This is a genomic window from Citroniella saccharovorans (assembly GCF_035481615.1).
Classification (GTDB): Bacteria; Bacillota; Clostridia; order Tissierellales; family Peptoniphilaceae; genus Citroniella; species Citroniella saccharovorans.
The window spans coordinates 1,116,067-1,142,267 of record NZ_JAYKOT010000003.1 but is presented as its reverse complement, the minus strand read 5'-3'; the positions used below and the strand labels follow the sequence as shown (position 1 = coordinate 1,142,267).

At 29.2% G+C, this 26,201-nt stretch carries 24 protein-coding genes; 23 read left to right on the top strand and 1 reads right to left on the bottom strand.

The window, feature by feature from the left end:
• Positions 1–33 precede the first annotated feature (33 nt).
• The 11 genes from VLK81_RS08065 to VLK81_RS08015 all read left to right on the top strand — a co-directional run bounded on the left by VLK81_RS08065 (position 34) and on the right by VLK81_RS08015 (position 17,986).
• Positions 34–687 carry a 5-bromo-4-chloroindolyl phosphate hydrolysis family protein gene (locus tag VLK81_RS08065; protein WP_324620116.1) on the top strand — a complete coding sequence of 218 codons (654 nt, stop codon included), beginning with the start codon at positions 34–36 and terminating at the stop codon, positions 685–687.
• A gap of 22 nt (positions 688–709) precedes the next feature.
• Positions 710–1,909, top strand: coding sequence for a toxic anion resistance protein (locus VLK81_RS08060; protein ID WP_324620115.1), 1,200 nt, complete (start codon positions 710–712; stop codon positions 1,907–1,909).
• A 444-nt stretch (positions 1,910–2,353) separates the two neighbouring features.
• Entirely contained in the window at positions 2,354–7,834 is a 5,481-nt protein-coding gene (locus VLK81_RS08055) for a lectin like domain-containing protein (RefSeq protein ID WP_324620114.1), read from the top strand.
• 130 nt (positions 7,835–7,964) lie between these two features.
• The gene (locus VLK81_RS08050; protein ID WP_324620113.1) at positions 7,965–9,455 is read left to right on the top strand and encodes a hypothetical protein; all 1,491 of its coding nucleotides are present in this window, start codon (positions 7,965–7,967) and stop codon (positions 9,453–9,455) included.
• Positions 9,448–11,190: an oligoendopeptidase F gene (gene pepF / locus VLK81_RS08045; protein ID WP_324620112.1), complete on the top strand. Its 1,743-nt coding sequence runs from the start codon at positions 9,448–9,450 to the stop codon at positions 11,188–11,190. The genes VLK81_RS08050 and pepF overlap by 8 nt, the downstream gene beginning before the upstream one ends.
• A 9-nt stretch (positions 11,191–11,199) precedes the next feature.
• Entirely contained in the window at positions 11,200–11,529 is a 330-nt protein-coding gene (locus tag VLK81_RS08040) for a zinc ribbon domain-containing protein (protein WP_324620111.1), read from the top strand.
• Between the two features lie 5 nt (positions 11,530–11,534).
• The gene (locus VLK81_RS08035; protein WP_324620110.1) at positions 11,535–11,786 is read left to right on the top strand and encodes a hypothetical protein; all 252 of its coding nucleotides are present in this window, start codon (positions 11,535–11,537) and stop codon (positions 11,784–11,786) included.
• Complete coding sequence (locus tag VLK81_RS08030) at positions 11,776–13,971, top strand: zinc ribbon domain-containing protein (RefSeq protein WP_324620109.1); 2,196 nt, start codon at positions 11,776–11,778, stop codon at positions 13,969–13,971. The genes VLK81_RS08035 and VLK81_RS08030 overlap by 11 nt, the downstream gene beginning before the upstream one ends.
• Before the next feature lie 17 nt (positions 13,972–13,988).
• The gene (locus VLK81_RS08025; RefSeq protein WP_324620108.1) at positions 13,989–15,767 is read left to right on the top strand and encodes an ABC transporter ATP-binding protein; all 1,779 of its coding nucleotides are present in this window, start codon (positions 13,989–13,991) and stop codon (positions 15,765–15,767) included.
• A gap of 126 nt (positions 15,768–15,893) precedes the next feature.
• Positions 15,894–16,589: a response regulator transcription factor gene (locus tag VLK81_RS08020; protein ID WP_324620107.1), complete on the top strand. Its 696-nt coding sequence runs from the start codon at positions 15,894–15,896 to the stop codon at positions 16,587–16,589.
• Positions 16,586–17,986: a sensor histidine kinase gene (locus tag VLK81_RS08015; protein WP_324620106.1), complete on the top strand. Its 1,401-nt coding sequence runs from the start codon at positions 16,586–16,588 to the stop codon at positions 17,984–17,986. The genes VLK81_RS08020 and VLK81_RS08015 overlap by 4 nt, the downstream gene beginning before the upstream one ends.
• A gap of 86 nt (positions 17,987–18,072) precedes the next feature.
• Here VLK81_RS08015 and VLK81_RS08010 read toward each other — a convergent pair whose 3' ends face one another.
• On the bottom strand, positions 18,073–18,441 hold the full coding sequence (locus VLK81_RS08010; protein WP_324620105.1) for a metal-dependent transcriptional regulator: 369 nt from the start codon (positions 18,439–18,441) through the stop codon (positions 18,073–18,075).
• A gap of 139 nt (positions 18,442–18,580) precedes the next feature.
• On the opposite strand from VLK81_RS08010, the gene VLK81_RS08005 reads away from it, so the two are divergent.
• The 12 genes from VLK81_RS08005 (at position 18,581) to VLK81_RS07950 (ending at position 26,070) form a co-directional block, all read left to right on the top strand.
• The gene (locus tag VLK81_RS08005; protein WP_324620104.1) at positions 18,581–18,802 is read left to right on the top strand and encodes a FeoA family protein; all 222 of its coding nucleotides are present in this window, start codon (positions 18,581–18,583) and stop codon (positions 18,800–18,802) included.
• A gap of 2 nt (positions 18,803–18,804) precedes the next feature.
• Entirely contained in the window at positions 18,805–21,195 is a 2,391-nt protein-coding gene (gene feoB, locus VLK81_RS08000) for a ferrous iron transporter B (protein ID WP_324620103.1), read from the top strand.
• Positions 21,196–21,360, top strand: coding sequence for a FeoB-associated Cys-rich membrane protein (locus tag VLK81_RS07995; RefSeq protein WP_324620102.1), 165 nt, complete (start codon positions 21,196–21,198; stop codon positions 21,358–21,360).
• A 161-nt stretch (positions 21,361–21,521) separates the two neighbouring features.
• Positions 21,522–22,307 carry a threonine/serine exporter family protein gene (locus tag VLK81_RS07990; RefSeq protein ID WP_324620101.1) on the top strand — a complete coding sequence of 262 codons (786 nt, stop codon included), beginning with the start codon at positions 21,522–21,524 and terminating at the stop codon, positions 22,305–22,307.
• 1 nt (position 22,308) lies between these two features.
• Positions 22,309–22,752, top strand: a complete 444-nt coding sequence (locus VLK81_RS07985) for a threonine/serine exporter family protein (protein WP_324620100.1) — start codon at positions 22,309–22,311, stop codon at positions 22,750–22,752.
• A gap of 13 nt (positions 22,753–22,765) precedes the next feature.
• Complete coding sequence (gene msrB, locus VLK81_RS07980) at positions 22,766–23,695, top strand: peptide-methionine (R)-S-oxide reductase MsrB (protein WP_324620099.1); 930 nt, start codon at positions 22,766–22,768, stop codon at positions 23,693–23,695.
• Positions 23,688–23,990: a cysteine hydrolase family protein gene (locus VLK81_RS07975; protein ID WP_324620098.1), complete on the top strand. Its 303-nt coding sequence runs from the start codon at positions 23,688–23,690 to the stop codon at positions 23,988–23,990. The genes msrB and VLK81_RS07975 overlap by 8 nt, the downstream gene beginning before the upstream one ends.
• Positions 23,991–24,010: 20 nt before the next feature.
• On the top strand, positions 24,011–24,214 hold the full coding sequence (locus VLK81_RS07970; protein ID WP_324620097.1) for a hypothetical protein: 204 nt from the start codon (positions 24,011–24,013) through the stop codon (positions 24,212–24,214).
• On the top strand, positions 24,207–24,803 hold the full coding sequence (gene nadD, locus VLK81_RS07965; RefSeq protein WP_324620096.1) for a nicotinate (nicotinamide) nucleotide adenylyltransferase: 597 nt from the start codon (positions 24,207–24,209) through the stop codon (positions 24,801–24,803). Before VLK81_RS07970 ends, nadD begins: the two co-directional genes overlap by 8 nt.
• Positions 24,793–25,371: a bis(5'-nucleosyl)-tetraphosphatase (symmetrical) YqeK gene (gene yqeK / locus VLK81_RS07960; RefSeq protein WP_324620095.1), complete on the top strand. Its 579-nt coding sequence runs from the start codon at positions 24,793–24,795 to the stop codon at positions 25,369–25,371. Before nadD ends, yqeK begins: the two co-directional genes overlap by 11 nt.
• On the top strand, positions 25,368–25,694 hold the full coding sequence (gene rsfS / locus VLK81_RS07955) for a ribosome silencing factor (protein ID WP_324620094.1): 327 nt from the start codon (positions 25,368–25,370) through the stop codon (positions 25,692–25,694). The genes yqeK and rsfS overlap by 4 nt, the downstream gene beginning before the upstream one ends.
• A gap of 1 nt (position 25,695) precedes the next feature.
• Positions 25,696–26,070, top strand: coding sequence for a Rid family detoxifying hydrolase (locus tag VLK81_RS07950; RefSeq protein WP_324620093.1), 375 nt, complete (start codon positions 25,696–25,698; stop codon positions 26,068–26,070).
• Positions 26,071–26,201: the final 131 nt, after the last annotated feature.

Sequence of the window (26,201 nt, the reverse complement as noted above, 5' to 3'; positions counted from 1 at the left end):
TTTTGTGTTAATATATAGCTAGGAGGAGATTGTATGAAGGCTAAAGAGTTATTTCCAATTTTAATCGGCTTTATTTGCATGTTTGTTTTAAGTGCTGGTTTAGATATAAATTTTTTCTTAAGTATGATTTTATCTTTTTTAGCATATCAAAAAGCTAAGAGTACGATGATTAAGATGGATCAGAAGAAAAAAATGCTAGAGGAAAATAAAAGAATAGATGAGATGAAAAAGAAAGAATTAGAAGAAATAGAAAGCTTTAAACAAATGTTTAAAGACTCTGATGAATTGGCGCTTATGAATAAGGCTTATGAAGACTTAAACACAATAAATAAAGTTTATATTAAGACAAAAGATTTAGAAGTAAAATCTCTTCTAAAGGATGTTTTCCAAACTTCCTACAGTATTTTCAATCACTTAAAAGACAATCCAAATAAGATTAATAGGTCAAGAAAATTTTTTGATCACCATTTAGAAACTGCGAGCAAGGTAAGCAGGACTTATCAGATGTTTTTAGATAAAAACATTTCTGATACAAAAAAATTAGAAGCTAGAGATAATACTATTAAAGCTTTAAAGTCTTTAGATGTTATACTCAAAAACTTTTTAGAAAGCCTATTTCAAAACGAATTTTTAGATATTGAATCTGATATTAAAGTTTTAGAATCACTAAAAAAAGAAAAATTATAATAACATCTGAAAGGAGATTTATATGAATCAAAATGAGATTACACTTGACGCTTTGAGAAAAAAGAAGCTGCAAACTGAAATTGAAGAAAGTAAGCAAGTTGAAGAAGTAGAGGAAATAAATAAAAAGGTAGAGACGATTTCTGAAGAAGATAGAAATAAAATAAATTCACTTAAAACCAATATAAATCTTCTTGACTCTGAAGTTTCTACAACTTATGGTGTAGCCGCACAAAAAAATCTTTCTACATTTTCTGATACAATTTTAAACAATATCAGAACTAAGGATACAGGGGAAGTCGGCGAATTAATGACTGACCTTATGGAGAAGGTTAGTTCCTTAGATATTGAAAACATTGGTGAAAAAAAAGGATTTTTAGATAATATTCCTTTTGTCAAGGATATTCAAAGATCAATCGATAAACTTATGGGTAAGTATGATATTGTTGAAGTTCAAATAGATAAGATTGAAGGAAAGCTAGACAGTGCAAGAATTGGACTTTTAAAAGATATATCTATGTTCGACTCTCTCTATGAGAAAAATTTGGATTATTTTAATGAACTTCAGCTCTATATAGTTGCAGGGGAAGAAAAATTAAAAGAAACTAGGGAAAATGAGCTTCCAAGATTAAGACAAGAAGCTATAGACTCTGGAGAACCAATGAATGCACAGCTAGTAAATGATTTTGAAGAGAGCCTTAATCGTTTTGAAAAAAAATTATATGATCTTAAGCTTAGTAAAACCTTAGCTATTCAAACTGCTCCTCAAATAAAACTAATTCAAAATAATGATAAGCTTCTAGTAGATAAAATTCAAACAGCAATTTTAAATACCATCCCTCTGTGGAAATCACAAATGGTAATAGCAGTTGGACTAAATAAGCAGCAAGAGGCATTAAAAATGCAGTCTCAAGTATCAGAAACTACAAATAAACTACTTATGAAAAATAGTGAGCTTATAAAATCCAATACTATTGGAGTTGCTAAGGAAAGTGAAAAGGGAATTGTTGAGATAGAAACACTTAAGAAGGTAAATGAAGACCTTATATCTACAATTAGCGAGACAATTCAAATTCAAAAAGAAGGTAGACAAAAGAGGATTCAAGCTGAAGCACAGCTTAGGGAACTTGAAAATAAACTTAAGGAATCACTTCTTGAAAGTGTAAACTCTAGAGCTGATGTAGGAGAAGAACAAAATAATAATTCTTATGATAGATTAGTATAAAAAATAAAAATTCAAAAGATGTTAAACCTGGATAAATTATCCAGGTTTTTTATTTTTGATAAAATTTACTAATAATTTATCTAAATTCACTTATTTTTATCTAAATTGAATTTAGCCCTTGTAATTATAAATTTTTAAATGAGTTTTTGAGCCTATAAAAATTAATTCTTAAAACCCCCAAAATCAACAATCTTTTCTTGTATTTTTACATAAATAAGATTACTAATTGATAATAATTAACAGAATAAATAATTTATTATGAAAAGGTAAAACGAAAAAAATATTTTAATAAATTCTATTGTAATATTTGGACATTTATGGTATAAAATAAGTATAGACTAATATAAGTGCGAGGAATTTTATTTTGTTGGTCTATAGCTTTTTTTCAGGAGGGGGAAAGAAGCGAGCGAGATTATTAAATATATTTTTGAAAGGAGAAAATGTATGAGATTTAAGAAAACATTATTATCAATTCTCTTAGTTACTTCTTTATTTTCTGCTACAGCTTTTGCTAGTCAAAAAGTACAGCTTCCAGCAAATGAAATAACTAAAAATTTAGAGATTGATAAAGCACCTATTAATCCTGCTTTTAAAGCAGTTAGGTCTTCAAGAATTACTGACAAAAGATTTGGGCTAAAAGAAGCTACAGCCTATATCAACACAAATTATGATTTACTTTACGAAGAAAACGACAAGCCAGATCCTTTTGGTAGAGTGGGAGCTCCTGGAATTCCTGCTAGATTTGACCTTAGAGAACATAATAGAGTTAGTCCTATGAAGGATCAAGGTCCGAATGGATCATGTTGGGCTTTTGCAACTTATGGATCAGCAGAGTCTGTGCTTCTTCCAAATGAACTTAGAGACTTTTCTGAAAAGAATTTAAGAAACACTCATGGCTTTGACTATGCTCCAGACCAAGGAGGAAATAGAGATATAGCTGCAGCTTATCTATCTAGATTTAGCGGTCCAATTGATGAAAGAGACGAGCCTTATTCTCCATACGATTTCAGATCACCTAGTGGTTTAAGACCAGTTAAGGAATTAAAAGAAGCAATTTACATCCCAGATGTTAACAATAATAGAGATCGTGATATTTTAAAAGAAAATATTATGAGATATGGTGCTTCTTATACTACAGTTTGTGGAAATGATGCTTATACTAATTTTAATACTATGGGTCTTTATAATCCTGGATATGGTTATGCAAACCATGCGGTAACAATTGTAGGTTGGGATGACAATTTCAGCAGATACAATTTTGGAATCACACCTCCAGGAGATGGAGCATGGATTGTAAAAAACTCATGGGGAACTAACTGGGGAAGAATGGGAGGATACTACTATGTATCTTACTATGATAGATTTATTGCTAGGAACAATACTATATTTGTATTAAAATCAAAGGACAATAGCAAATCTGTATGGTACCATGACCCACTTGGAATGACTAATAGTATAGGTAATGGTCAAACAGGTTATTTTTCAAATGTATTTGGACCTGTTAATAGAGATAGTGTAATTTCTGAAGTAGGATTTTTTGTACCTTCCAACAATGCTTCCTACGAAGTTTATGTAAATACAAATATTGGACAAAATAGCGGATTTAACAATAGAGTTTTAGTAGCAAAAGGTACTTCAACTTTTGCTGGTTACCAAACAGTTACTTTTAAAGGACAAGTTATTCCTAGAGGAGCAATGTTTGCACCTATAGTTAAAATTACTACACCTGGATATAACTACCCAATTCCTGTAGAAAGTAGACAATGGGGTTTCACTTCTAGAGCTACTGCCGCTCAAGGACAATCTTATATATCTTACGATGGATACAACTGGACAGACTTAGCATATAGAAATGCAAATACTAATGTATGCTTAAAGGCTATGACAAAACCTTATACAGGAGTAATTCCTGATCCAGATCCAAATCCAAATCCAGATCCAAACCCAAATCCAGATGATCAAAAAATAACAAATATTTCACTTGATAGAACTAGCGTTACTTTAGTTCAAGGTAATACTTACCAAATAAATGCAAATGTAACTCCAAACTCTCAATCTAGAAATATTGAATATGTTTCTTCAAATAGTTATGTTGCAAAAGTTGACCAAAATGGTTTAGTTTCTGGATTAAGAAAAGGTAATGCTGTTATAACTGTAAGATCAACAGATGGCTCAAATATTTCAGCTAAACTCAATGTTACAGTTACTGACTCATCTAACCCTTCAGATGAAAAACAACTATTTTTAACAGCCTCACTATCTAAAACAAGTATTAACCCTGGAGACAGTATTTCTATTTCTGCTATAGTTAAAAACATTAATGGCTGGAACATGAGATATGCAACAGTTAGCTACCAAATAACTACACCAAGTGGTAGAACATTTAATGCTAATGGATATACAAATCAATCTGGTCAAATAAGCTTTAATATACCAGGAACTAATTTGAAAGAAGGCGGAAATTATAAAGTTTTAGTTGAAGCAAGTGGAGATGGATATAAGTCTGATTCTAAAGAGTTTACTCTTACAGTTAAAAATAACAGAGACCTATATCTAACTGCTTCTCTTTCAAAAACAAATATTTCAGCAGGAGAATCAGTAGTTCTTAGTACAATCGTTAAGAATATTAATGGCTGGAATATGAAGGACGCAAATGTTAAGTATACAGTTTCTGGTAGCAATGGTAATATACTAAGCGACTCAGCTTATACAAATGCTTATGGTAAAGCTGAATTTACTATTAACACAGATAAATTAAATGGTGCTGGTGAATATAAAGTATTAGTTGAAGCGAGCGGAGATAGCTATAATTCTGATACAAAAGAACTTAAACTTACTGTAAAAAAAGAAGTTGCAGAAAAAATAGCTGTTGAGCTATCTACTGCTAAAGATAGCGTTATTCAAGGCGAAGCTATTAGATATGATATTAGAACAAGTTATTCAAATAGTAGACTATCTAACGCAAATATAAAAATTGAAACTAAAACTCCAGATGGAAAAGTTTATACTGAAAATATTTCTTCTGGATATTATGGACAAACATATATTAACTTCATTCCTAGTACAAATGATGAAACAGGAACTTATGAAGTAGTTGTGACTGCTAGCAAGAATGGTTATCCAACAGGGGTTTCAAAGACAACTTATGAGGTAATCAAAAAAGAAGAAGTTAAGAATATGAATTTATCAATAACTTCACGTAAAAAAGTTTATGCAGCAAAAGAAAGAGCTAATATAGATATCAAGCTTACAGATCTTTATAATAGAAATATTTCAAATGCTAACTTAAACATTTTAGTTGAAGGACCAGAAGGATTTAAAACTAGCTTAAATAAAAGTACAAACTACTATGGAAAATCTTCACTATATATTAGACCTGATGCAAGCATGGCTGAAGGTATTTATACTATAACAATTGAAGCAAATTCCTACTATTATGGAAAAGTAAAAGAAACTTACCAAATTCAATTTGGCGAAGTTAAAGAAGAGGAAATGGTTCTTGAACTTACTAAGGATAAGGAAGAATATTCAGTAGGTGAAAACCCTAAACTTACTTTAATTTCTAAATCAGTAAAAGGTCAGGCTATTTCAGGTGCAGAAGCTACATTTGTAGTTTTAGACCAAAATTCTAGAGAAGTAGAAAGAAAAACTATGACTACTTCAGCAAATGGACAAGCTGTTTATGCTTTAGCAAAAGAATTAGTAGATGGAAGATATACTGTAAATGTAAGCGTAAAGAAAAATGGCTTTGTAAGTAAAGATTCTAGTATTTCATTTATAGTTAAAGAATCTAAACCAGCTGATGAAGGCTTCTTAACAATGATTGAAACAGAAGAAGCACAAAAAATGATTAAAGACAATAAGGATAACAAGGATTTTGTACTTCTAGATGTTCGTACAGACGCTGAATATATGGAATCACATATTGATGGTGCTGTTCATCATGACTTCTACAAAAAAGACTTTGAGGATTTCCTAAAAACTTTAGACAAAGATAAGACATATCTATTATATTGCCGTACCCAAGTTAGATCAAAGGCTTCAGCTGAAAGATTAAAAGAACTTGGATTTGGTAAACTTTATTATATGAATGGTGGAATGACTAAGTGGTTAAGAGAAAATAGACCATCAATTTTCCCTGAATATGATAAAACATTAGATGTTAATCTAGCAACAAATAAAACTTCTTATAAATCAGGAGAAGCTGTAACAATTAATGTTAATATAGAAGACTTAGACCATAATGGAATTCGTAAGGGAGAAGCTGTGGTAAAGGTATATGATTCAAACAAAAAAGAAATCTATACTGAAACAGTTAAGATGAATGATTATGGAAATAAAGAAATAACATTTACTCTTCCTCAAAATGCACCAAGTGGAAAATACTATGCTGAAGCAAAAGGTAACCACACAAATTATGTTAGCGGAAATGGATTCACTTTCTTTGAAGTAGGTTTAAAGGAAAAAGAAAATTTAATGTCTTACCAAGATAGAAAAGCTAGGGGAGATTTTGATCACTTAGCAAAAACTGATTTTGAATATGAATCACTTGAACAAAATTATGGTAGAAATATTCTTAAATATTTTGTAAAAGATAGAAATCAAAAAACAGTTCAACTTAAAGATTTAGTTGATCCAAACAAGAAAACTGTTTTAGTATTTGGTTATCCAGGATGCGGAGCTTGTGTAGAAATGTGGAAAGCTATGGCTCCATTATCACATGATGGATACAACTTTATTGAAGTTGTTACTTCTGTAGAAGAAGATGTAAAAACTACAATAGACTTTGCTGAAAGAGTTTTAAAGGATCTAAATATTGAAAATTTAAAACCACATATTTTCTACGATGCAGTTGATACAATTTGGGGTTCAAGATTAGACTTCTTAACTACTCCAAATACAGTTCTATTAGATGAACAAGGTAGACTTGTTAATATTAGTAAGGAACAAGATGCTGCTGGTCTTAAGGCTTATTTTGATAAGACTTTTAAAGAAGATAATGTAGTAAATGAAAGAGCTTTAAATTTAACAAGCAAGGTTGAACCTGGAGTTGTTAAACAAGGGGAAAGTGTTAACTTAGAAGTTAAGGCTACAAACTATAAGGGACAAGCTGCTTATAATGCACCAATTGATATAATAGTTAAAAATCCAGTTGGAAGAGAGTTCAAATTCTCTAGAGTTATAAATTATAACGGAATCGCTATAGTTAATATTCCAACTCATGTTGAAGCTACACTTGGTGAATACAAAATTATAACAAGCTATACTGGATCAGATTATGATAAGGCAACTACTACAACTTCATTTGAAGTAAGAGCTAAAGATGCTCCTAACCCAAATCCTAACCCAAATCCTAATCCAGATCCTAATCCAGATCCAAACCCTAACCCTAACCCAGATCCTACACCTCTAAACAAATTAAGCTACAATGATAGATATAATAGAGGCGAGTTTAATCATATATTAAATAATGACCTTGGATCAAAATTAAGAAACGCTTACTCTACAAATGTTAATAATTTCCAATTAACATCAGTTAATGGTGGATCTTATACTATCTCTGACATTACAGATGGTAAGAGACCAACAGTTATAGCTATGGGTTATCCAACTTGTGGAGCTTGCCAAGCTTCATGGAGAAGTTTAAAAGGAATGGATAAATCTGAATTTAATATGATTGAAGCAATGACAACATCTAGTCAAAGTGAGGTTATTAATATTCTTCAAAGACTTGGACTAAGTGAAATGCAATCATATTTCTATGTAAATGCAAGAGGATTATCTAATATTATCGGTTCAAATTATGTTCCATGCCTATTATATTTAGATAAGGACGGAAATGTTTCTAACGTAAGTTACTTTAATTCAACTGACGAAGTACTAAATATTGTAAGAACAATAAAGGGAACAGTTTCAGTAAGATAGTTATTTTAAAAGTCCCAGCAAATAGCTGGGACTTTTTTACATAATTTTACTCTAATATTCTATATTATTTTTACCTTAACTTTAAATATATATAGCTTTCGGGTATAATTTAATTAAGGGGGAGAACTTTATGCTTAAGGAATTTGAACTAGGTAAAAATTCAAAATATGATGATTTGAAACTAAAAGACCTAAGAAAAGAATTTGGAATTTTACAAAGAAAAATAAATCTAAATGGATGTAAGGTTCTTATACTTATAGAGGGATTTGAAGCTTCTGGAAAAGGCTATGTAATTAGTGAACTTGTAAATGATGTCAACCATAAATATGTAAAGGTTAATGAATATCTGGAAAGAAAGACTTCTGAAAAAATATATCCAGCCCTTTATAGATATTGGGCTAATATTCCAGGCAAAGGAGAAATTAGTATTTTTGATAAGTCTTATTACTATAATCTTATGAGAAAGTTTAATGTGAGTGGCGATTTTATAAAAAATCAACTTGATATTATATATAATTTTGAGAAAGATTTAGTTAAAGATTCTACTATAATCCTTAAGTTTTTCCTTAATATTTCAGAGGATGAACAAAAGAAGAGAATTAAGGATTACCTAGATAGCTACAAGAGAGCTTTAATAAGCCAAAGAGATTTAGATCAAATAGATAATTTTAAAAAATATTTTGATTATTATGATAAAATACTTGAAAAAACAAATTTTGACTTTGCAAACTGGACGATAGTGGATGCTGAAGATAAAAAAAATGCAGCTAAAGAAATCATAGCTAGGTCCAATAAGGCATTAGAAAAATTATTGAAAAGTAAAAGTCCTAATATTTTAATTAAAGAAAATAATTTTAAAGAAGAAAATATAGATAAAAAAAATTATATAGATTATTTTGATGGAGCAGATTATTCTAAATTTTTAAGTGAAAAAGAGTATAAAGAAGAAAAGGATAATCTTTCAAATAAGTTACATGAAACAATGTATGAGTTATACATTAAAAAAATACCTTCTATACTTATATTTGAAGGAGTTGATGCTGCTGGAAAGGGCGGAGCAATTCAAAGGCTTGTAAGAAATTTTGACCCAAGGCTTTATAGGGTTGTGCCTATTTCTAAGCCAACAGATTATGAGTATAATTACCACTATATGAAAAGATTTTGGGATGTGCTTTCTGAAAAGGGAAAAATGATTGTCTTTGATAGATCATGGTATGGCAGAATTTTAGTAGAAAGAATAGAAGGATTTGCTAGTGAGGATAGGTGGAAGGATGCCTATGATGAAATTAACAGAACTGAAAAATATCTTTATGATAATGACTTTCTAATTATTAAGTATTTTTTAAGTATAGATAAGGATACTCAATTAAGTAGATTTAAAGATAGGGAAAATGACCCTAATAAGAGGTATAAGATTACTGATGAGGATTGGAGAAATAGAGAAAAATGGGACGAGTATGCTTTAGCCTATAATGATATGCTTAATTATACTTCTAAAAAAAATACAAAGTGGAATTTTATCCCTACAAACGATAAAAAGTATGCTAGAATAGAAGTAATGAAAATATTTCTAGATAGTGCACAAAAACATATTGAAAGGATGGGAAGAATAAATGGATAAATATTCATGGGATTTAAGTAAAATATATAAAAGTAACGTTGAATTTATTGAGGATGTTGAAAAAGTTAAAAAACTTGCAGATAAAATTGAGACAATAAAGGACGATTTTAGAGCGAATTTTAAAGAAATTGTTATAGGAATAGATGAGATAATGGGACTTTTGAGTAAATTATACACATATTCTCATATGAAACAAGATGAAAATACTAAAATCACTAAATCACAACAGGATGCCCTATTAATAGAATCTCTAGAAGCAGATATTTCTGGTAAGCTCGCTTTTTTTGAGCCAGACTTACTTAGTCTTGAAGAAAATGAGTATGTTAAGTTAATTAAAGATAATGGCTTAGAGCATTACAAGAGACATTTAGATAAAATTTTTAGATTTAAGGAATATACACTTTCAATGGAGGCTGAAAAGGTAATTTCTTCTTTTAGTCAGTCCCTAAATGCTCCTCAAAGTGCTTATTATTTCCTAACAAATGCAGATATGATGTTTCCTAGGATTAGATCTAAAGAAAATATTAGGCTTACAAATGCAAATTATATCTCACTTTTAAAAGATCCAGATAGAAAAGTAAGGGAAGAGGCATTTAATTCATATTATAAGACTATGGACTTTGTTGATAATACTTTTGCAAGTTTAATGTATAATAACGTAAATAAACTAGTAACAGAAGCTAAGTTAAGAGGCTATGATTCTGCTAGATCTATGGAGCTATACAAAGATAATGTTAGTTTAGAAGTTTATGATAATCTTATAGATATTGTTCATGAGTACCTTCCATATCTACATGAATATTATAATTTTAGAAATGAGATTTTTGGGTTTAAGGAACACATGTATGATGTCTACCTACCAACTGTAAGTGAATTTGCAAAAAAAATTCCGTTTGATGAAGCTAAGGAAACTATAAAAACTGCCCTAAAACCTCTTGGGGATGAATATATAGAAATATTAAATCATGGGCTTGAAAATAATTGGATAGATGTGTATCCAAAAGATGGCAAGAAAAATGGAGCATATTCATGGGGAGATTATGACTCAGATCCTTTTATTCTTTTAAATTATACCGATGACTTAGATTCTCTATTTACAACTGCTCATGAGCTTGGACACTCCATGCATTCCTATTTCTCAAGAAAAAATAATGATAGAATTTACTCAGAATATAGTATATTCGTAGCTGAGGTTGCATCAACTACAAATGAACTTTTGATGCTAAAGCACCTTCTTAAAAATGCTAAAGATAAGAATGAAAAATTATATCTTATGGATCACTATATAGATAGTTTTAAATCAACAGTTTTTAGACAAACAATGTTCGCTGAGTTCGAAAAGATTACCCATGAAACTGTAGAAAATGGTGAGTCTTTAACAGTAGATAAACTAAATGAAATTTACTATGATTTAAATAAAAAATACTTTGGTGATGGCGTTGTGTCAGATGAATATATAAAACTTGAGTGGGCAAGAATACCTCATTTTTATTCTAATTTTTATGTTTATAAATATGCAACAGGATTTACCAGCGCAGAAATTCTTTCTCATAAAATTTTAAATGAAAATGGACTTGAAAACTATCTTAACTTCTTAAAGGATGGATCAAACAATTACCCTCTAGATCAATTAAGAAGTGCTGGATGTGATATAGCTAATAAAGATAATTTGAGACTTGCTTTAGATGTTTTCAAAAAATTAGTAGAAGATTTTAAAGAAACTTACAAAAAATAGGAGAAAAACATGGATAAATTAGTTGAAAAATATTTTGAAATAGGTAAACTTGCACACAGATACTATCTTGATCATAAAAGCCTAGGAAAAGAATTTGATAAGATTTCTGAAAGCATAATAGAAATTGAAAAAAATTCTCCTGAATATAAAGAAGCAATTAAAAGAGAAGACTGCAGCTGTCCTAACTGCGGCTACTCATTTGATAGTGATTCTAATTTTTGCTCTAACTGTGGTTTAAATTTGGATAAATTTTTTAAAGAACAAGTTGTATGCGAAAAATGTGGAAATAGAATGGAAGCTGACGATAAGTTCTGCTCTATTTGTGGATATAAGAGGTAAGTTTTATGAATTATAACACAAAAGACGGAAGTAGAGAGAATTTAGATTTAAATATAGATTATTATCATGAAGGATTTTGCAGTAAAACAGGTAAAGATATTAAGGGTAATTACTGTTCTCATTGTGGAGAAAACATGCTAAGAATTGCTGAAAAATCTAGCCTTTTTGATAGTGGAGAAGGGCCTAAAACAGAAGGATTTTTAGGAAAAATTAAAAATCTTTTTTTAGATGAAGAGGATGATGGGGATGAAGTGTAGTAATTGTAATAAAGAAATTAATAAAGAGGATAAATTCTGCAAATTTTGCGGGGCGAAAAATGAGCTAAGAGATGCATTAATTTGTCCATCTTGTGGTTATCACTATAAGGCCGAAGACAAATTCTGCAAAAAATGTGGCACAAAATTACCTGAAACTGGACTTTCTACTAAGGAAGAATCTAAGGAAGAAAAGAAGCCTCCTATTCAAAATGAAGAATTTGACAAGGAAAAGTTTGATTATAGCAAGCCATATAGTGAGCTATATAATGAAAACTTAGATGAAAAAACAGAACAAAAAAAGGGAAAATCTTTTTTTAAATCACTTTTCTTTGGATCTGATGAAGAATTAGAGGGAGAAGGTTTAATTACTGAAGACAAAAAGGAAAGCATAAAAAAAGGTAAGGATAGCTTAAAAAAACAAAAGAGTGAATCAAATAATAAAAAAGCTTTAGAAAATGATGAAACAGCCTTTTTGCCTGACCTCTCAGCTTACGAAGAAGATTTTGAATCTAGACATATTCTTTCAGAAGACAAAAAAAATCAAATTAATAACTCTAAGAATATTAACGACACATTTAATCATGTAGAAGATGTAGTTGAAGAGTCAGTTGATATAGAAGATACTTCAAGTAAGCTCTATGATAAAGATGAATTATTTAATGAAGATAATGAAAAATTTGAGCAAAGAAAAGTTATTAAGACTAAAAAAGCTGCTAAAAATCAAAATAAAAAGTCTAATTACAGCTTAAATGAAAAAGAAAGTGAAAATGAAAAAGAAACTAATAATAAACATTTTGTAAAAAATTTATTTTCAGATAGTTCAGATAGTGATGGGGAAGAATCTAGTTCTATTCTAAATAAACTTCTAATCCCTATTCTTACTTTTTTAGCAGTTATTTCAATATTATTTGCAACATTTAGTTCAGTTTCAAATAAGAAAAGGGTAATCACAAATTTTGAAAGTGCTATACAAAGTGAGAAGATTGCCGATATGGAAAAATTGTTAGTAAAATCTGGTGAAGATTCAAAAATAGAAGATGGTGAGATTCTAGCCTTTAAATCACTATTAAATAAGGACCAAATTTATAGATCAAATGTTGTAGGGGCTTTAAAAGAAGATTCTAACAAACTTACAATCGATAAATCTTATAAATCAACTAGACCATATAGGTTAGAAAATGTTGGAAAACAATTTATATTTTTTGATAAATATAGGGTAGTTGTAGATCCAGTAAATATTTTGTTTACAAATTTTGATGGATATAAGATTGGTGATAAACAGCTATCAGCAAACCTAAAACTTTTACCTGGAATTTATTCTTTTGAAGGAAATGGAAAGAAGGGTACACTAAGTCTTTCAAGTCTAAGCCCTCTATACAAGGACGGCACTTTAAGTTTAGATTTTAACAGTGTTGAATTTGATAATTCTACTGATGTTAGTGAGACTAGTAGTAATACTAATAAGCCTGATAAGCCAACAGCTGAATCCACAGATACAGAAGGAATAGAGTATATAATAACTAGTAGCGATACTAGCTCTATTGTATATATTGATGGTCAGTCAAGCGGTCTTACTATTGATGATTTTAATAAAATTGAAAGAAAAAACATCAAAGCAGATACTAAAATCAAAATAGGAAAAGAAATTGATGGCAAAGTTTATTTTTCTCAAGAGGTTTTAGTTGGAGATAATAAGGAGCAAAATTTAGAGATAGTTAAGGATGACCAAAATAATAAGCCAGAAATGGATCAAGTTATGGGTCTAATAAATAAAATGCTCGTAGAAGATGAGGCTGCTAGGAATTCTATGTCAATGGATGGATTTACTACAATTATTGAACCTGAAATTTCTACAACCAGGGGAATTATAAATAATGGTATAGAAAGTGGACTTCATTATTTTAGACAATATAAATATGTAAAATATGATGGAGATACATTTAAAGTTAGTGCAAACGAAGACGGAACAAAAACAGCTAGAATTGTTGGGGTATTATCTTATATAGCATCTGAATATCCTGAAGGTGGCAGTGTAGAAGATGGATACGAACCACAAGTTTTTGAACAAGTAACTGGTTTTAATTTAACTTATTTACCTGAAGATGGTAAATGGTATGTAAATTCATGGGGATTTGCAGAAGATCAAATCAATTATAATAATTTACTTGAAAAAGTTTTTAATTAGTTTTAAGGGGGAATTTTTTGAAGGATAAAAAAAATAATAAAAATTCAATTCGTAGATTTCTTCCATACTTTTCACCATATAAACATGTTCTAAGTTTGGATTTACTACTTGCAGCATTAACAACAGTCTGCGAACTAGTTTTTCCTATGATTTTTAGATTTTTAACTAATACTGGATTAAATAATACTAAGGAGCTTACCATTAATTTAATTGGTAAGCTCGGTTTTCTTTACCTTTTATTAAGATTAGTTGAAATACTTGCTCAATATTATATGCAAAACATAGGGCATGTAATGGGAGCTAGGATTGAAAAGGATATGAGAAGAGATCTTTTTGAGCATCTACAAACTCTAGATGATAATTTTTATAATCACACTAAGGTTGGGTCTATAATGGCTAGGATTACATCAGACCTTTTTGATATAACAGAATTTTCTCATCACTGTCCTGAAGAGTTTTTTATTGGTTTTATAAAAATTGTAATATCTTTTATAATATTAATCAGGACAAATATAGTTTTAACTCTTATAATTTATATTCTTATATTTTTGATGATTATCTTATCTACAAGCTTTAGAAAAAAACTTAAAAGGAGTTTTATGGATCAAAGGGCTCATATAGGAGAACTTAATTCTTCTATAGAAGATTCACTGCTTGGAGTTAGGGTAGTTAAGTCTTTCGCAAATGAGGATTTAGAAAGAGAAAAATTTGAAAAGGATAATAATGAATTTTTAAATATCAAAAAAAGAACTTATAAATATATGGCTGGTTTTCATTCTGTAAATAGAATTTTTGATGCACTTATGAACCTTACAGTTATAGTTCTTGGTGGATATTTGATGTATAAGGGGAAAATAGAAGCTGGAGACCTTGTTCTATATGTCCTTTACGTAACAACTCTTTTAAATACCGTAAGAAGAATTGTAGAATTCACAGAACAGTTCCAAAGAGGAATTACAGGTATTGAAAGATTTTTTGAGATAATGGATGAAAAGCCAAATATTAAAAATAAAGAAAATGCTGAGATTTTAAAAGATCCTAAGGGAGATATAGAACTTAAAAACGTTTCTTTTTCCTATAGTGATAGTAGTGAATTAGTATTAGATAACATTTCTTTAAAGGTTGAGGCTGGAGAGTCAGTTGCAATTGTTGGACCTAGTGGTGGAGGTAAAACAACAATTTGTAATTTAATTCCAAGATTTTATGATGTTACGGGCGGCGCAATACTAATTGATGGAAAAGATGTAAGAGATCTGGACTTAAAATCTTTAAGAGAAAACATAGGAATGGTTCAGCAAGATGTTTATTTATTTTCAGGAACAGTCTATGAAAATATTGAGTATGGTAAGCCTGGATCCAGCAAAAAAGAGATTGAAGAAGCTGCAAAATTAGCTGGATGCTATGACTTCATTATGGAACTAGAGGATGGATTTAATACAAATGTTGGTCAAAGAGGAATTAGACTTTCAGGAGGACAAAAACAAAGAATTTCTATAGCAAGAGTTTTCTTAAAAAATCCTCCTATATTAATCCTAGATGAAGCTACTAGTGCACTAGATAATACTAGTGAAAAAATAATTCAAAAGTCTATTGAAATTTTAGCTCAAGATAGGACTACAATTACTATTGCGCATAGGTTATCAACTATTAGAAATGCTTCAAAAATAATTGTATTAACAGAAGATGGAATAGTTGAATCTGGCAGTCACAATTATCTTATGAATAAAAATGGAGTTTATAGAAAACTCTATGATATGGGTAATAGTTCAATAGATACAATGGAATATTTACTATAATAAATTTTGCCATGAGTCTTTCTCATGGCTTTTTTTATTTCTATAAATTTTTAAATATTAAGAAATAATATATCTTTTTTTAAATTTTCTTTTCTGTAGTATAATTTAATAAAGAGAGGTGATATTATGAAGACTATACTTATAGCAGAAGATGATTATGAAATTGCTAAACTTATAAAAGAATATTTAAAAGAATTTGAATATAAAGTTATTTGGTCTTCTACTGGGTATGAAGCTTTAGAAGATTTTCAAAATAATGATGTAGATCTTGTAGTTTTAGATATTATGATGCCAGAGCTAGATGGTTATGGATTTTTAGATAGGTTAAGGAAATTTTCAAATATTCCAGTAATTATTATATCTGCTAATACAAAAACATCTTATAAAGTTGAGGGTTTTAATTTGGGAGCTGATGATTACCTAACTAAACCTTTTAGCCTGCTTGAGCTTAGAATTAGAATAGAATACCACCTAAAAAATGCAGGCAAGTTAACTAATAGTGAAGAAGAAAATGAAGTAATCTATGATGGAGACCTAAAGTATATAAAAGATACATCACAATTTTTTATAAAAAATGAGGAGATACACTTAACTCAAATTGAGGAAAAGATTCTTTTACTTTTGATGAAAAATCCTAAAAAACTATTCAATAAGTCAGAAATATATAAGATTATTTGGGCAGATGATAGTGAACTGTGTAATAGTACTGTTACTGTTCACATGAAAAGCTTAAGACAAAAATTAAGAGAAAATTTAAAAGAGCCTAAGCTAATTGAAACAGTTTGGGGCAAGGGTTATAGATTTATAGGAGAGAGAATTTGAAACTTAAAAAAACTATAATGCTTTCTTATTTTGCCATTATACTTATACCGATTGTTCTAATTTTAAGCTTTTTTGCGTGGTTTACTAGCCCTGAGCTTAAAAGAAGGAATGAAAAAAGTGCTATGGATAAAATAGATAGTTATGTTAAGCTTGTTGAAAAAGGGCTTATAAATGAAAATAATATAGAATATTATAAAAGTACTTTTAAGCAAGACAAAAATTTAAATATTTATATTTATAGTGGAGGAGGAGATTTAATTTTCAATCAGGAAAATTTTGAAGTAAAAAGAAATGACACTATAGATTTTAAAAATTTAGATGAAGTTCTTGAAAAAGATAATTTCTTTATTTATAAGAATATTATTAAAAGAGGTGAAAATATAAAAGCAATATACGAAATAAATTATAAAAGAGATTTTTTTTCAAATAGGCTGTTTATATATATTCTAATTTTATTTTTTACTACTTTTTACATCAGGTTAATTTATAAGCTAATTAGTAGGTTTGTGGATGATAGAATTTTATCAAGGCTAAGTATTCTTTCTAAATCTTTTGAGAAGCTTACAACTAATGAAGATGCAAGCATAAAAATATACGAAAATGACGAAATTGGAGACCTTATTAAGAAATTTAATGTGTTTCAGAAAACTATTAATGAAAAAAATGCAGAGCTTTCTAAAGAGTATCAGGAAAAAAATTACCTTCAACTTGCCATTAATCATGATTTAAAGACGCCACTAACTTCAATAAGGGCTATGAATGAGCTTATGATATTAAATAAAGAGTATGATGAAAATAGATTAAAGTCCGTTATTGATAAGGTTGACTCTATGAAGAAGATGCTGGATGATTTACTTAATTATAATATGCTTTCATCTAAGGCAGATTTAGATCTTGAACTAGTTGATATTGATGAGGCTTGGGATACCATATCTTATGGATATGAAGATATTGGGATAAGCTCTGATAGGGAGATTAAGTTTTATAAGAATTTAGATGGAGAGTTTGAAATTAATGTTGAATCTATTGATAGGGCTTTAGGTAATTTAATAGTGAATGCTATTAAATATTCTATTAAGGATTCAATAATTACAGTATTTGCTTTTTCTAATAAAGAAGATTTACTTTCTAAATTTCCTTTTCTAGAAGGAAAGATTTCAACGGGAAATAAAGCTCTATACATAGGAGTTGTAAATAGAGCTGAAATTATTGATCCGAGCAAATTAGAAAAAATAAAATCTCCTTTTTATAAACTTGATAAGGCAAGAAGATCTACAGAAGGTCTGGGACTTGGTCTTTCTATAGTATCTATTATTGCTCAAAAAAATAATGGACATTTTGAGCTTTTTCAAGAAGATGGTTATTTATGTTCAATTATTATTATTGATGAGAATTAGATGTTTTTTATTTTATTAGAGAACAGATTATAAATAAAAAAACTTCCCCTAAAGTAAAATTATTACTTTCTAGGGGATAATTTTTTTTATTCAAGCGATTTGTATAGTTTTTTTATTTTTTCAAAACTTTCATTACTTATTACATATTCAATTTGACAAGCATCTGTATCTGCATTTTTAAAGCTCACTCCAAGTTTTATTAGAAAGCTTCTTAGAATAGTGTGCCTTTCGTAGACTTCTTTTGCGATTTCATAACCTTTTTCTTTAAAGTCAATACTTCCATTTGTTTTAATTTCAATTAGGTCGCCTTCTGATAAGTTTTTCATGGCTAATGAAACACTTGGTTTTGAAAAATCAAGATATTTAGCTATATCTATCTGCCCAACTTCTTTATTTTGCTCTTTTAGAACTAGAATCGCTTCTAGATAATCTTCTTTTGACTCATTTCTTTTCAATGCTTTCACTCCCTTAAAAAGAGTATAGCATATATATTTCATATTTAATGATAATATTTATCAAAAGTGTTGACTTTTTATTTTAAATTTTGTAAACTAGAAACAGCTATGTGTGCCTAACTAGAAAGAAGGTGTTTATATGAAATTTTTATCCGAACTTTCAGTCGGTTCTGAATCTGAGGTTATAAGGCTTCACGGCAAGGGAGCCAATAAAAGAAAATTAATGGACATGGGAATTACAAAGGGAACAAAAATTAAAATTGAAAGATTTGCTCCACTTGGTGATCCAATTCAATTAAAATTAAGAAACTACTCTATGAGTATTAGAAAAAAAGAAGCTGAGAATATTGAGGTGAAATAAATATGAAAATTGCATTAGTAGGAAATCCTAATTCTGGGAAAACTACCTTATTTAATTCAATTACAGGCTCAAACCAATATGTAGGAAACTGGCCTGGTGTTACTGTTGAAAAAAAATCAGGAAAGTTAAAAACAGATCACAGCGTTGAAATTATTGACCTTCCAGGCATTTACTCACTTTCTCCTTATTCATCAGAGGAGATAATAACAAGAGACTATATAGTTGAAGAAAAACCCGATGTAGTTATTAACATAATAGATGGAACTAATTTTGAGAGAAACTTGTACTTAACTTCACAATTATCTGAGCTAGGCGTGCCTATGGTACTTGCGATTAATTTTCACGATGCGATGATTAAAGATAGGATTAGTATAGATGAAGAAAAATTATCAAAAATATTATCTTATCCAATGATTAAAATATCAGCATTAAATGGTGAAAACATAGATAAACTTATGGATATTGCGATATCTTTAAAAGGGACAGAGAATAAGAGAATTCATACATTTAATGACGATATTGAAAATTTAATTGAGGAAATATCTAAATTTATCGATAAAGAGGAAAAATTAAAAAGATATTATTCAATTAAATTAATTGAACATGATGATAAAATTAGACCAAAATTAAATCTAAGTAGCGAAGATTATAAAAATATTGAAGATTTAATAAGTAAAATTGAAAAAAAATACGATGACGACTCAGCTGCTTTAATTGCAGACTCAAGATATAATCAAATTGAACAATTAGTAAAAGGTTCCTTGGTATATTCAAATAATGGAAAAAGTACATTTAGCGAAAAAATAGATAAGTTTATTATGAATAGATTTTTAGCTTTACCTATATTCTTTATTATAATGTTTTTAGTATATTATGTTTCTATTTCAACAGTTGGTACAAGAGCGACTGATTTCGTAAATGATGGACTATTTGCGGATGGATTTTTCCTATTTGGAAGAGGCAGAGAAGCATATGATGATGCTAGCGAAGAATTTACTAGAGCGGATGAAGTTGTTGGCACTTTTGAAGAATATTTTGAAAAAAATAGTTTAAGTGAAGCTAACAAAAATAATCTTAAATTAGATGTTAATCACCGTGATGATAAGGGTGAGATAGAAGAAGTAAAATCCTATTCTTATGAAGATTATGAAAAAATGAAAGAAGTAAGTGAGCCTGATCCTAAAGATTATGGAACATTTATTGAAGGTATTCCAATTGTATTAAGTAGATTTCTAGAAAAAATTAATGTATCAGAAGTTTTAAGAGATCTAGTAATAAATGGAATTGTAGCTGGTGTTGGTGCTGTACTAGGATTTCTTCCTCAAATGTTTGTATTATTTTTATTCTTAGCATTTTTAGAAGCTTGTGGATATATGGCTAGAATTTCATTTATAATGGATAAAATTTTTAGGAAATTTGGACTTTCAGGAAAATCATTTATTCCAATGTTAATAGGTACTGGTTGTTCAGTTCCAGGTATTCTTGCTTCAAGAACAATAGAGAATGAAAAAGATAAAAGAATGACTATTATTACAACATCATTTATTCCTTGTGGAGCAAAACTTCCTGTTATTGCTTTAATATCAGGTGCAGTTTTTGGAGAATCAAGTTGGGTTGCAATTTCAAGTTATATTCTTGGCGTTTTAGCAGTAGTTGTTTCGGGCCTAATTCTTAAAAATACTAGACGATTTAAGGGAAAAGTAGCTCCATATATAATGGAACTTCCTAATTATCATCTTCCTAAGTTAACAAGAGTAATAAAATCAGCTATAGATAGATCAAAAGCTTTTGTTGTAAAGGCAGCAACTATAATTATGCTGGCTACTATTTTAGTTTGGGCTGGTACAAGTTTTGGATTTGAAAATGGAAGTTTTGGAGAAGTAGCAATGGAAAATTCAATTCTTGCTCAATTTGGTAAAGTTATTGCATTTATATTCAAACCTCTTGGATGGGGACATTGGCAAGGAGCTGTAGCTACAATAACTGGTTTAATAGCAAAAGAAAACATTGTATCAACTTTCGGAGTTGTTTTTGGAGGTTTTGATGAGGTTGCTGAAAATGGATGGCAAGTTTGGGAAAATGTTAGAAATATATTTACACCACTTGCAGCTTATTCATTTTTAATATTTAATCTTCTATGCATACCATGTTTTGCTGCTGTTGGAGCTATAAGAAGAGAGATGAACGACTTAAGATGGACACTATTTGCAGTTTTATATGAAACGACTTTTGCATATTTGGTAGCTTTCTCTTTCTATAGATTAGGACTATTCTTTACTATGGGCAGATTTGATGCTTTGACTGTTATTGCAATTGCAGTAGTTTTAATTACAGCACTTTTCATAGCTTTTGGAGGAAGAGAAAGAAAAGTTTTAAAGAAAGTTGAGGCTTAAATGGATTTTATTTTAGACAATTTAGGAAATATTTTAGTTATTAGTATATTAATTCTTATTATATTTTTAATTATAAGAAAAATAAGAAAAGATAAAAAGAATAATTCCTGCTCTTGTGGATGTAGTGGATGCGTTTATAAAAATTCTTGTCAAGGGAAAAAATAAAATTTAAACTCGGGCTTAGTGAACTGACCCCCAAAAGTTAGACCAAAAAACTAACTAACGGAGGTCAGTTTTTTAATAAAAAATTTATTTATAATTACATTATTGAATTTCCATTTATTTTTAGGCATAAAATATGCTATTATATAGGAAAGGAGAGGAAAATGGCTATTAGAGTATTATCAGTTGAAGATGCAGAAAAACTTATGAAACTTTCAATTAAAGCTGGAAACGAGATGATAATTAATGGAGCAGAAATATATAGGGCGGAAGATACAGTTGAAAGAATTTTAAATTCCAATAAAAATATTTCTGAAGCTGAGTGTGTATTTACTTACTCATCTATACTAATTACATTTTATTATGAAAATAAGGCCTACACAGCTATAAAAAAAGTTAAGGATAGGAAGGTTAATCTAGAAAAGGTTTCTCTAATAAATAGCTTATCAAGAGAATTTGTAAGTTCAAGTATGAATCTAGATTTAGCAGAAAGTTTACTTGAAAAAATTATTAATTCTGAAGAAATTAGTGAATATAAAAAAACTATAATGTCTGCATTAGGCTGCTCTCTTTTTACACTTACTATAGGCAGAAGCTTTAAAGACTTCTTGGCAGCCTTTTTTGCAACTATTATTAGCCAAATTTTCTTAAGAGTTACAAGAGCTGGTGGAAGAAAATATTTTATGGAAACTTTAATTGGTGGTCTAATTGCTACAATTTTCGCTCTTATATTTTCTAGACTTAACTTAATTGATAAGGTAGAAAATGTAATTGTTGGTTCTATTTTGATTCTTTTTCCAGGCCTTTCTTTGACGAATGCTGTAAGAGATATAATGAATGGGGATATGGTTAGTGGAATGGTGGGATTTATTCATGCAATTTTTGTAGCTATTGCTCTTGCCCTTGGTGTTGGTATAATGATTAAACTAAATGTATTTTTTGGAGCATAAAATGGATATTATTTTTGAATTTGTTATTATGGCGATTTCTGTTGTTTCTTTTGCTTACGCCTATAATATTCCGCCTAGATCACTTCTAGCAGTTGGATTAACTGGTGGAGTCTCATGGATTATTTATTCCTTATTAAGAAGTATTGATAAAGAATATCTTGGAGTATTTTTAGCCTCACTAACTATTGGAACTATGGCTATATTTTTTTCTAAAAAGCATAAATTACCATCCACTGTTTATATAATTCCTAGTATAATTCCACTTGTTCCTGGAATGAGTTTATACTTTACTATGTATAACATTGTTATGGAAAATTATAACGAAGCTTTTCTAAGAGGAATTTATGCTATAGCAACAGCGGGACTCTTAGCTTGTGGAATTATAGTTAGTATGGGTATAAAATCTAATGTAGATTTAATTTTAAATAGATTTAGGAAAAATTAAAGAAAGGATAAAGATGAAAATTTATTTTGCAGCAGGATGCTTTTGGGGAACACAAGCATATTTTAAAAAAGTTGAAGGAGTTTTGGCTACAAGAGCTGTTTATGCAAATGGAACAACTTCTGAAACTGAATATAGAAACCTTTATAAAACGGACCATGCAGAAACTGTAGAAGTAGTTTATGATGAAAAAAAAGTTTCTTTAGAGGATCTATTAATGCATTTTTTTAGAATTGTAGATCCAACTTCCATTAACAAACAAGGTAATGATAGGGGAAGGCAATATAGGTCAGCAATATTTTATGAAGATGAAAATGATAGGGAAAAAATACTAAATTATATAATATCTATAAAAAATAAATATGATAAACCTATAGTTACAGAGGTTTATAAAATTTCTAACCTAGTAGAAGCTGAAGATTATCATCAAGACTATTTAGAAAAAAATCCTGGTGGATATTGCCATATTAATCTGAGTGATTTTAAAACAACAGAGGAATTAAAAATACAAGAAAATATTGAAAAATTAGACAAATTAAGCTATGATGTAACTCAGAAGGGTGCTACCGAGAGACCATTTGAAAACCAATATAATAATAATTTTAAGGAAGGAATTTATGTAGATAAAGTTTCGAGAAAAGTTCTTTTTTCTTCTAAGGATAAGTTTGAATCAGGATGTGGTTGGCCAGCTTTTTCTAAACCAATAGAAGAAAACATTCTTGAATATAAAGATGATTACAAGCTATCACGTAAAAGAACTGAGGTTAAAGGGAAAAAATCTAATTCCCATTTAGGCCATGTTTTTAGTGATGGTAAAAAGGAACTTGGTGGTTTAAGATACTGTATCAATAGTGCTTCTCTTGATTTTATTCCACTTGATAAGATGAAAGAAGAAGGTTATGGGGAGTATTTAAAATATTTCGATAAAGGAGAAAATGATGAGTAAACTTTTAGTTGTAGTAGATTATCAGAATGATTTTGTAAGTGGTAGTTTAGGTTTTGATGGTGCAGAAGAATTAGAGGATCCTATAAAAAATAGAGTGTTAGAATATTTAAGTGCTGGAGATGATGTTGTATATACATTAGACACCCACAAGGATAATTATTTACAGTCAAATGAAGGACATAATCTACCAATTGAACACTGCATAATTGGGACTAAAGGCCATGAATTATATGGATCTATAAAAGATTTACTAAAGGAGAAAAAAATCATTTATAAAATATACGTTTGGATCTAAAGAACTCGCAGAATATATTGGTGAAAAAAAAATATGATGAAATTGAGTTTTGCGGCCTAGTATCAAATATTTGTGTAATTTCAAATATGGTTTTAGCTAAGGCTTTTTCTCCTGAGTCAAGAATTTATGTTAATAGAAAATTAACAGGATCTAATGATTTAGAAATTCAGGAGAAAGCATTTGATGTAATAAAAAATTTACACATGGAAGTATTAGATGAATAAGGTTGGAATTTATGGAGGGAGTTTCAATCCTATCCATATTGGTCACCTTATAGTAGCTTCAATTGTATATGAAAAAACAAATTTAGATAAAATCTTCTTTATTCCTAGCTATGATCCTCCCCATAAAGACAGTTTACAGGTAGACTTTAAGAATAGGTATAAAATGGTAAATTTAGCGATTAGAGATGATTTACGATTTGAGATTTTAGATATTGAAGCTTCTTTAAAACAACCAAATTATTCGCTTTTTACTATGAGGTATTTACAGGAAAAGTATGATTACGATTTTTATTTCATTATGGGTGAAGATTCTTTTTTGGAGATTGAAAAATGGTATAACTATAAAGACTTTTTACTAGAAAATAAAATTGTAGTTGTAAATAGAAGCCTAGATGGTAAGTCCAGAATTGAAAATAAAAAGGAACAATTGAAATTTTCAAAGGAAATTGATCTAGTTCAAATTCCATTTATTGATATTTCATCAAGTAAAATTAGAAGTGATTTAAAAATTAATAAAAATTTGGTAAGGTATCAAGTTCCTAGTGAAGTTTTTAATTTCATTTTGAAGGAAGGTTTATATGGTAGATAAAAAAGAAGAAATTGTATCTTTTCTTAAAAAAAATATTAAAGAATCCAGAGTTTCTCATATTTTTAGAGTTAGTGAATACGCTAGAAAGCTTGCTAAATATTATGGATTAAACGAAGATAAGGCTGAGATAGCAGCCCTTTTACACGACTGTGCAAAAGGAATAGAAGATAACTTCTCAAATTCTTTAGTTGAAACTGAAGAATTTAAAATTTTAGACCTTAAAAATTATCCAAAACTTAGCCATGCAGCGTTTGCAGTTATACTAGCTAGAGATAAATTTAATATTTATGATGAGGATATTTTAAATGCTATTAAATTTCATACTACTAGTAGACAAATGGCTTCTGATTTAGAAAATATTATTTTTTTAGCTGATAAGCTTGAACCAGGAAGGACTTATAAAGAGAGAGAAAAGCTTGAAAAAGCTGCTTTTACTTCTTTAGCATTAGGTACGCTAGAGACTTTAAATGCAAATATTATATACTTAATAGAGGAAAATAGAACTATACATCCTTTGGCATTGGAGTCAAGAAATTATTTATTAAAAAAACTGGAGGGAAATATTTGAGAAAAATTGATATTGTAGAAAAGGCTTGCCAAGATAGATTGGCAGAAGATGTAAAAATTATTGAAATTGATAAAAATCTTGCTATATGTGATTATTTTGTTATAGCTACTGCTAATAATCAAAATCATGCTAAGGCAATTGCAGAAGAGATAGAGGATAAACTTTACAAAGAAGGATATGAGCATGTAGGAATTGAAGGAATTAGAGAAGGTACTTGGATTCTTTTGGATTATGGTGATATAATAGTTCATGTATTCACTAAAGAACAAAGAGAATACTATGATTTAGAAAGACTTTGGGAAAATAAAGAAGGAGAAAAATAATATGTTAGAATTTATAGAAACTAAAAACGCACCAGCAGCAATCGGACCATACTCACAAGCTACTAAAGCTTCAGGAGTTTTACTTGTTTCAGGACAGCTTCCTATAAATCCTGAGTCAGGAGAATTAGTTACTGATATTAGAGAAGCTACAAAGAGATCTCTTGAAAATGTACTTGCGATAGTTGAAGGAGCTGGCTTGAAATTAGAAAACATTGCTAGAGTTGGAGTTTTTGTAAAAGACATTGGACAATTTGGAGAAATTAATGAAGTTTATGCTGACTTTTTTAAGGATCATAAACCAGCTAGAGCTTTAGTAGAAGTATCTAAATTACCAAAAGATGCAGTTATTGAGATTGAAGCAACTTGCTTATATTAGGATTATTTTTAGAAAATTTAAGTTGAGAACTAAATTTTAATTGGATTTTCAGAATTCCAATTGAAGTTTAGTTCTTTTTTATTTTTTGATTATCAAATTTATAATATATTATTTTACTAACCTACAATTAT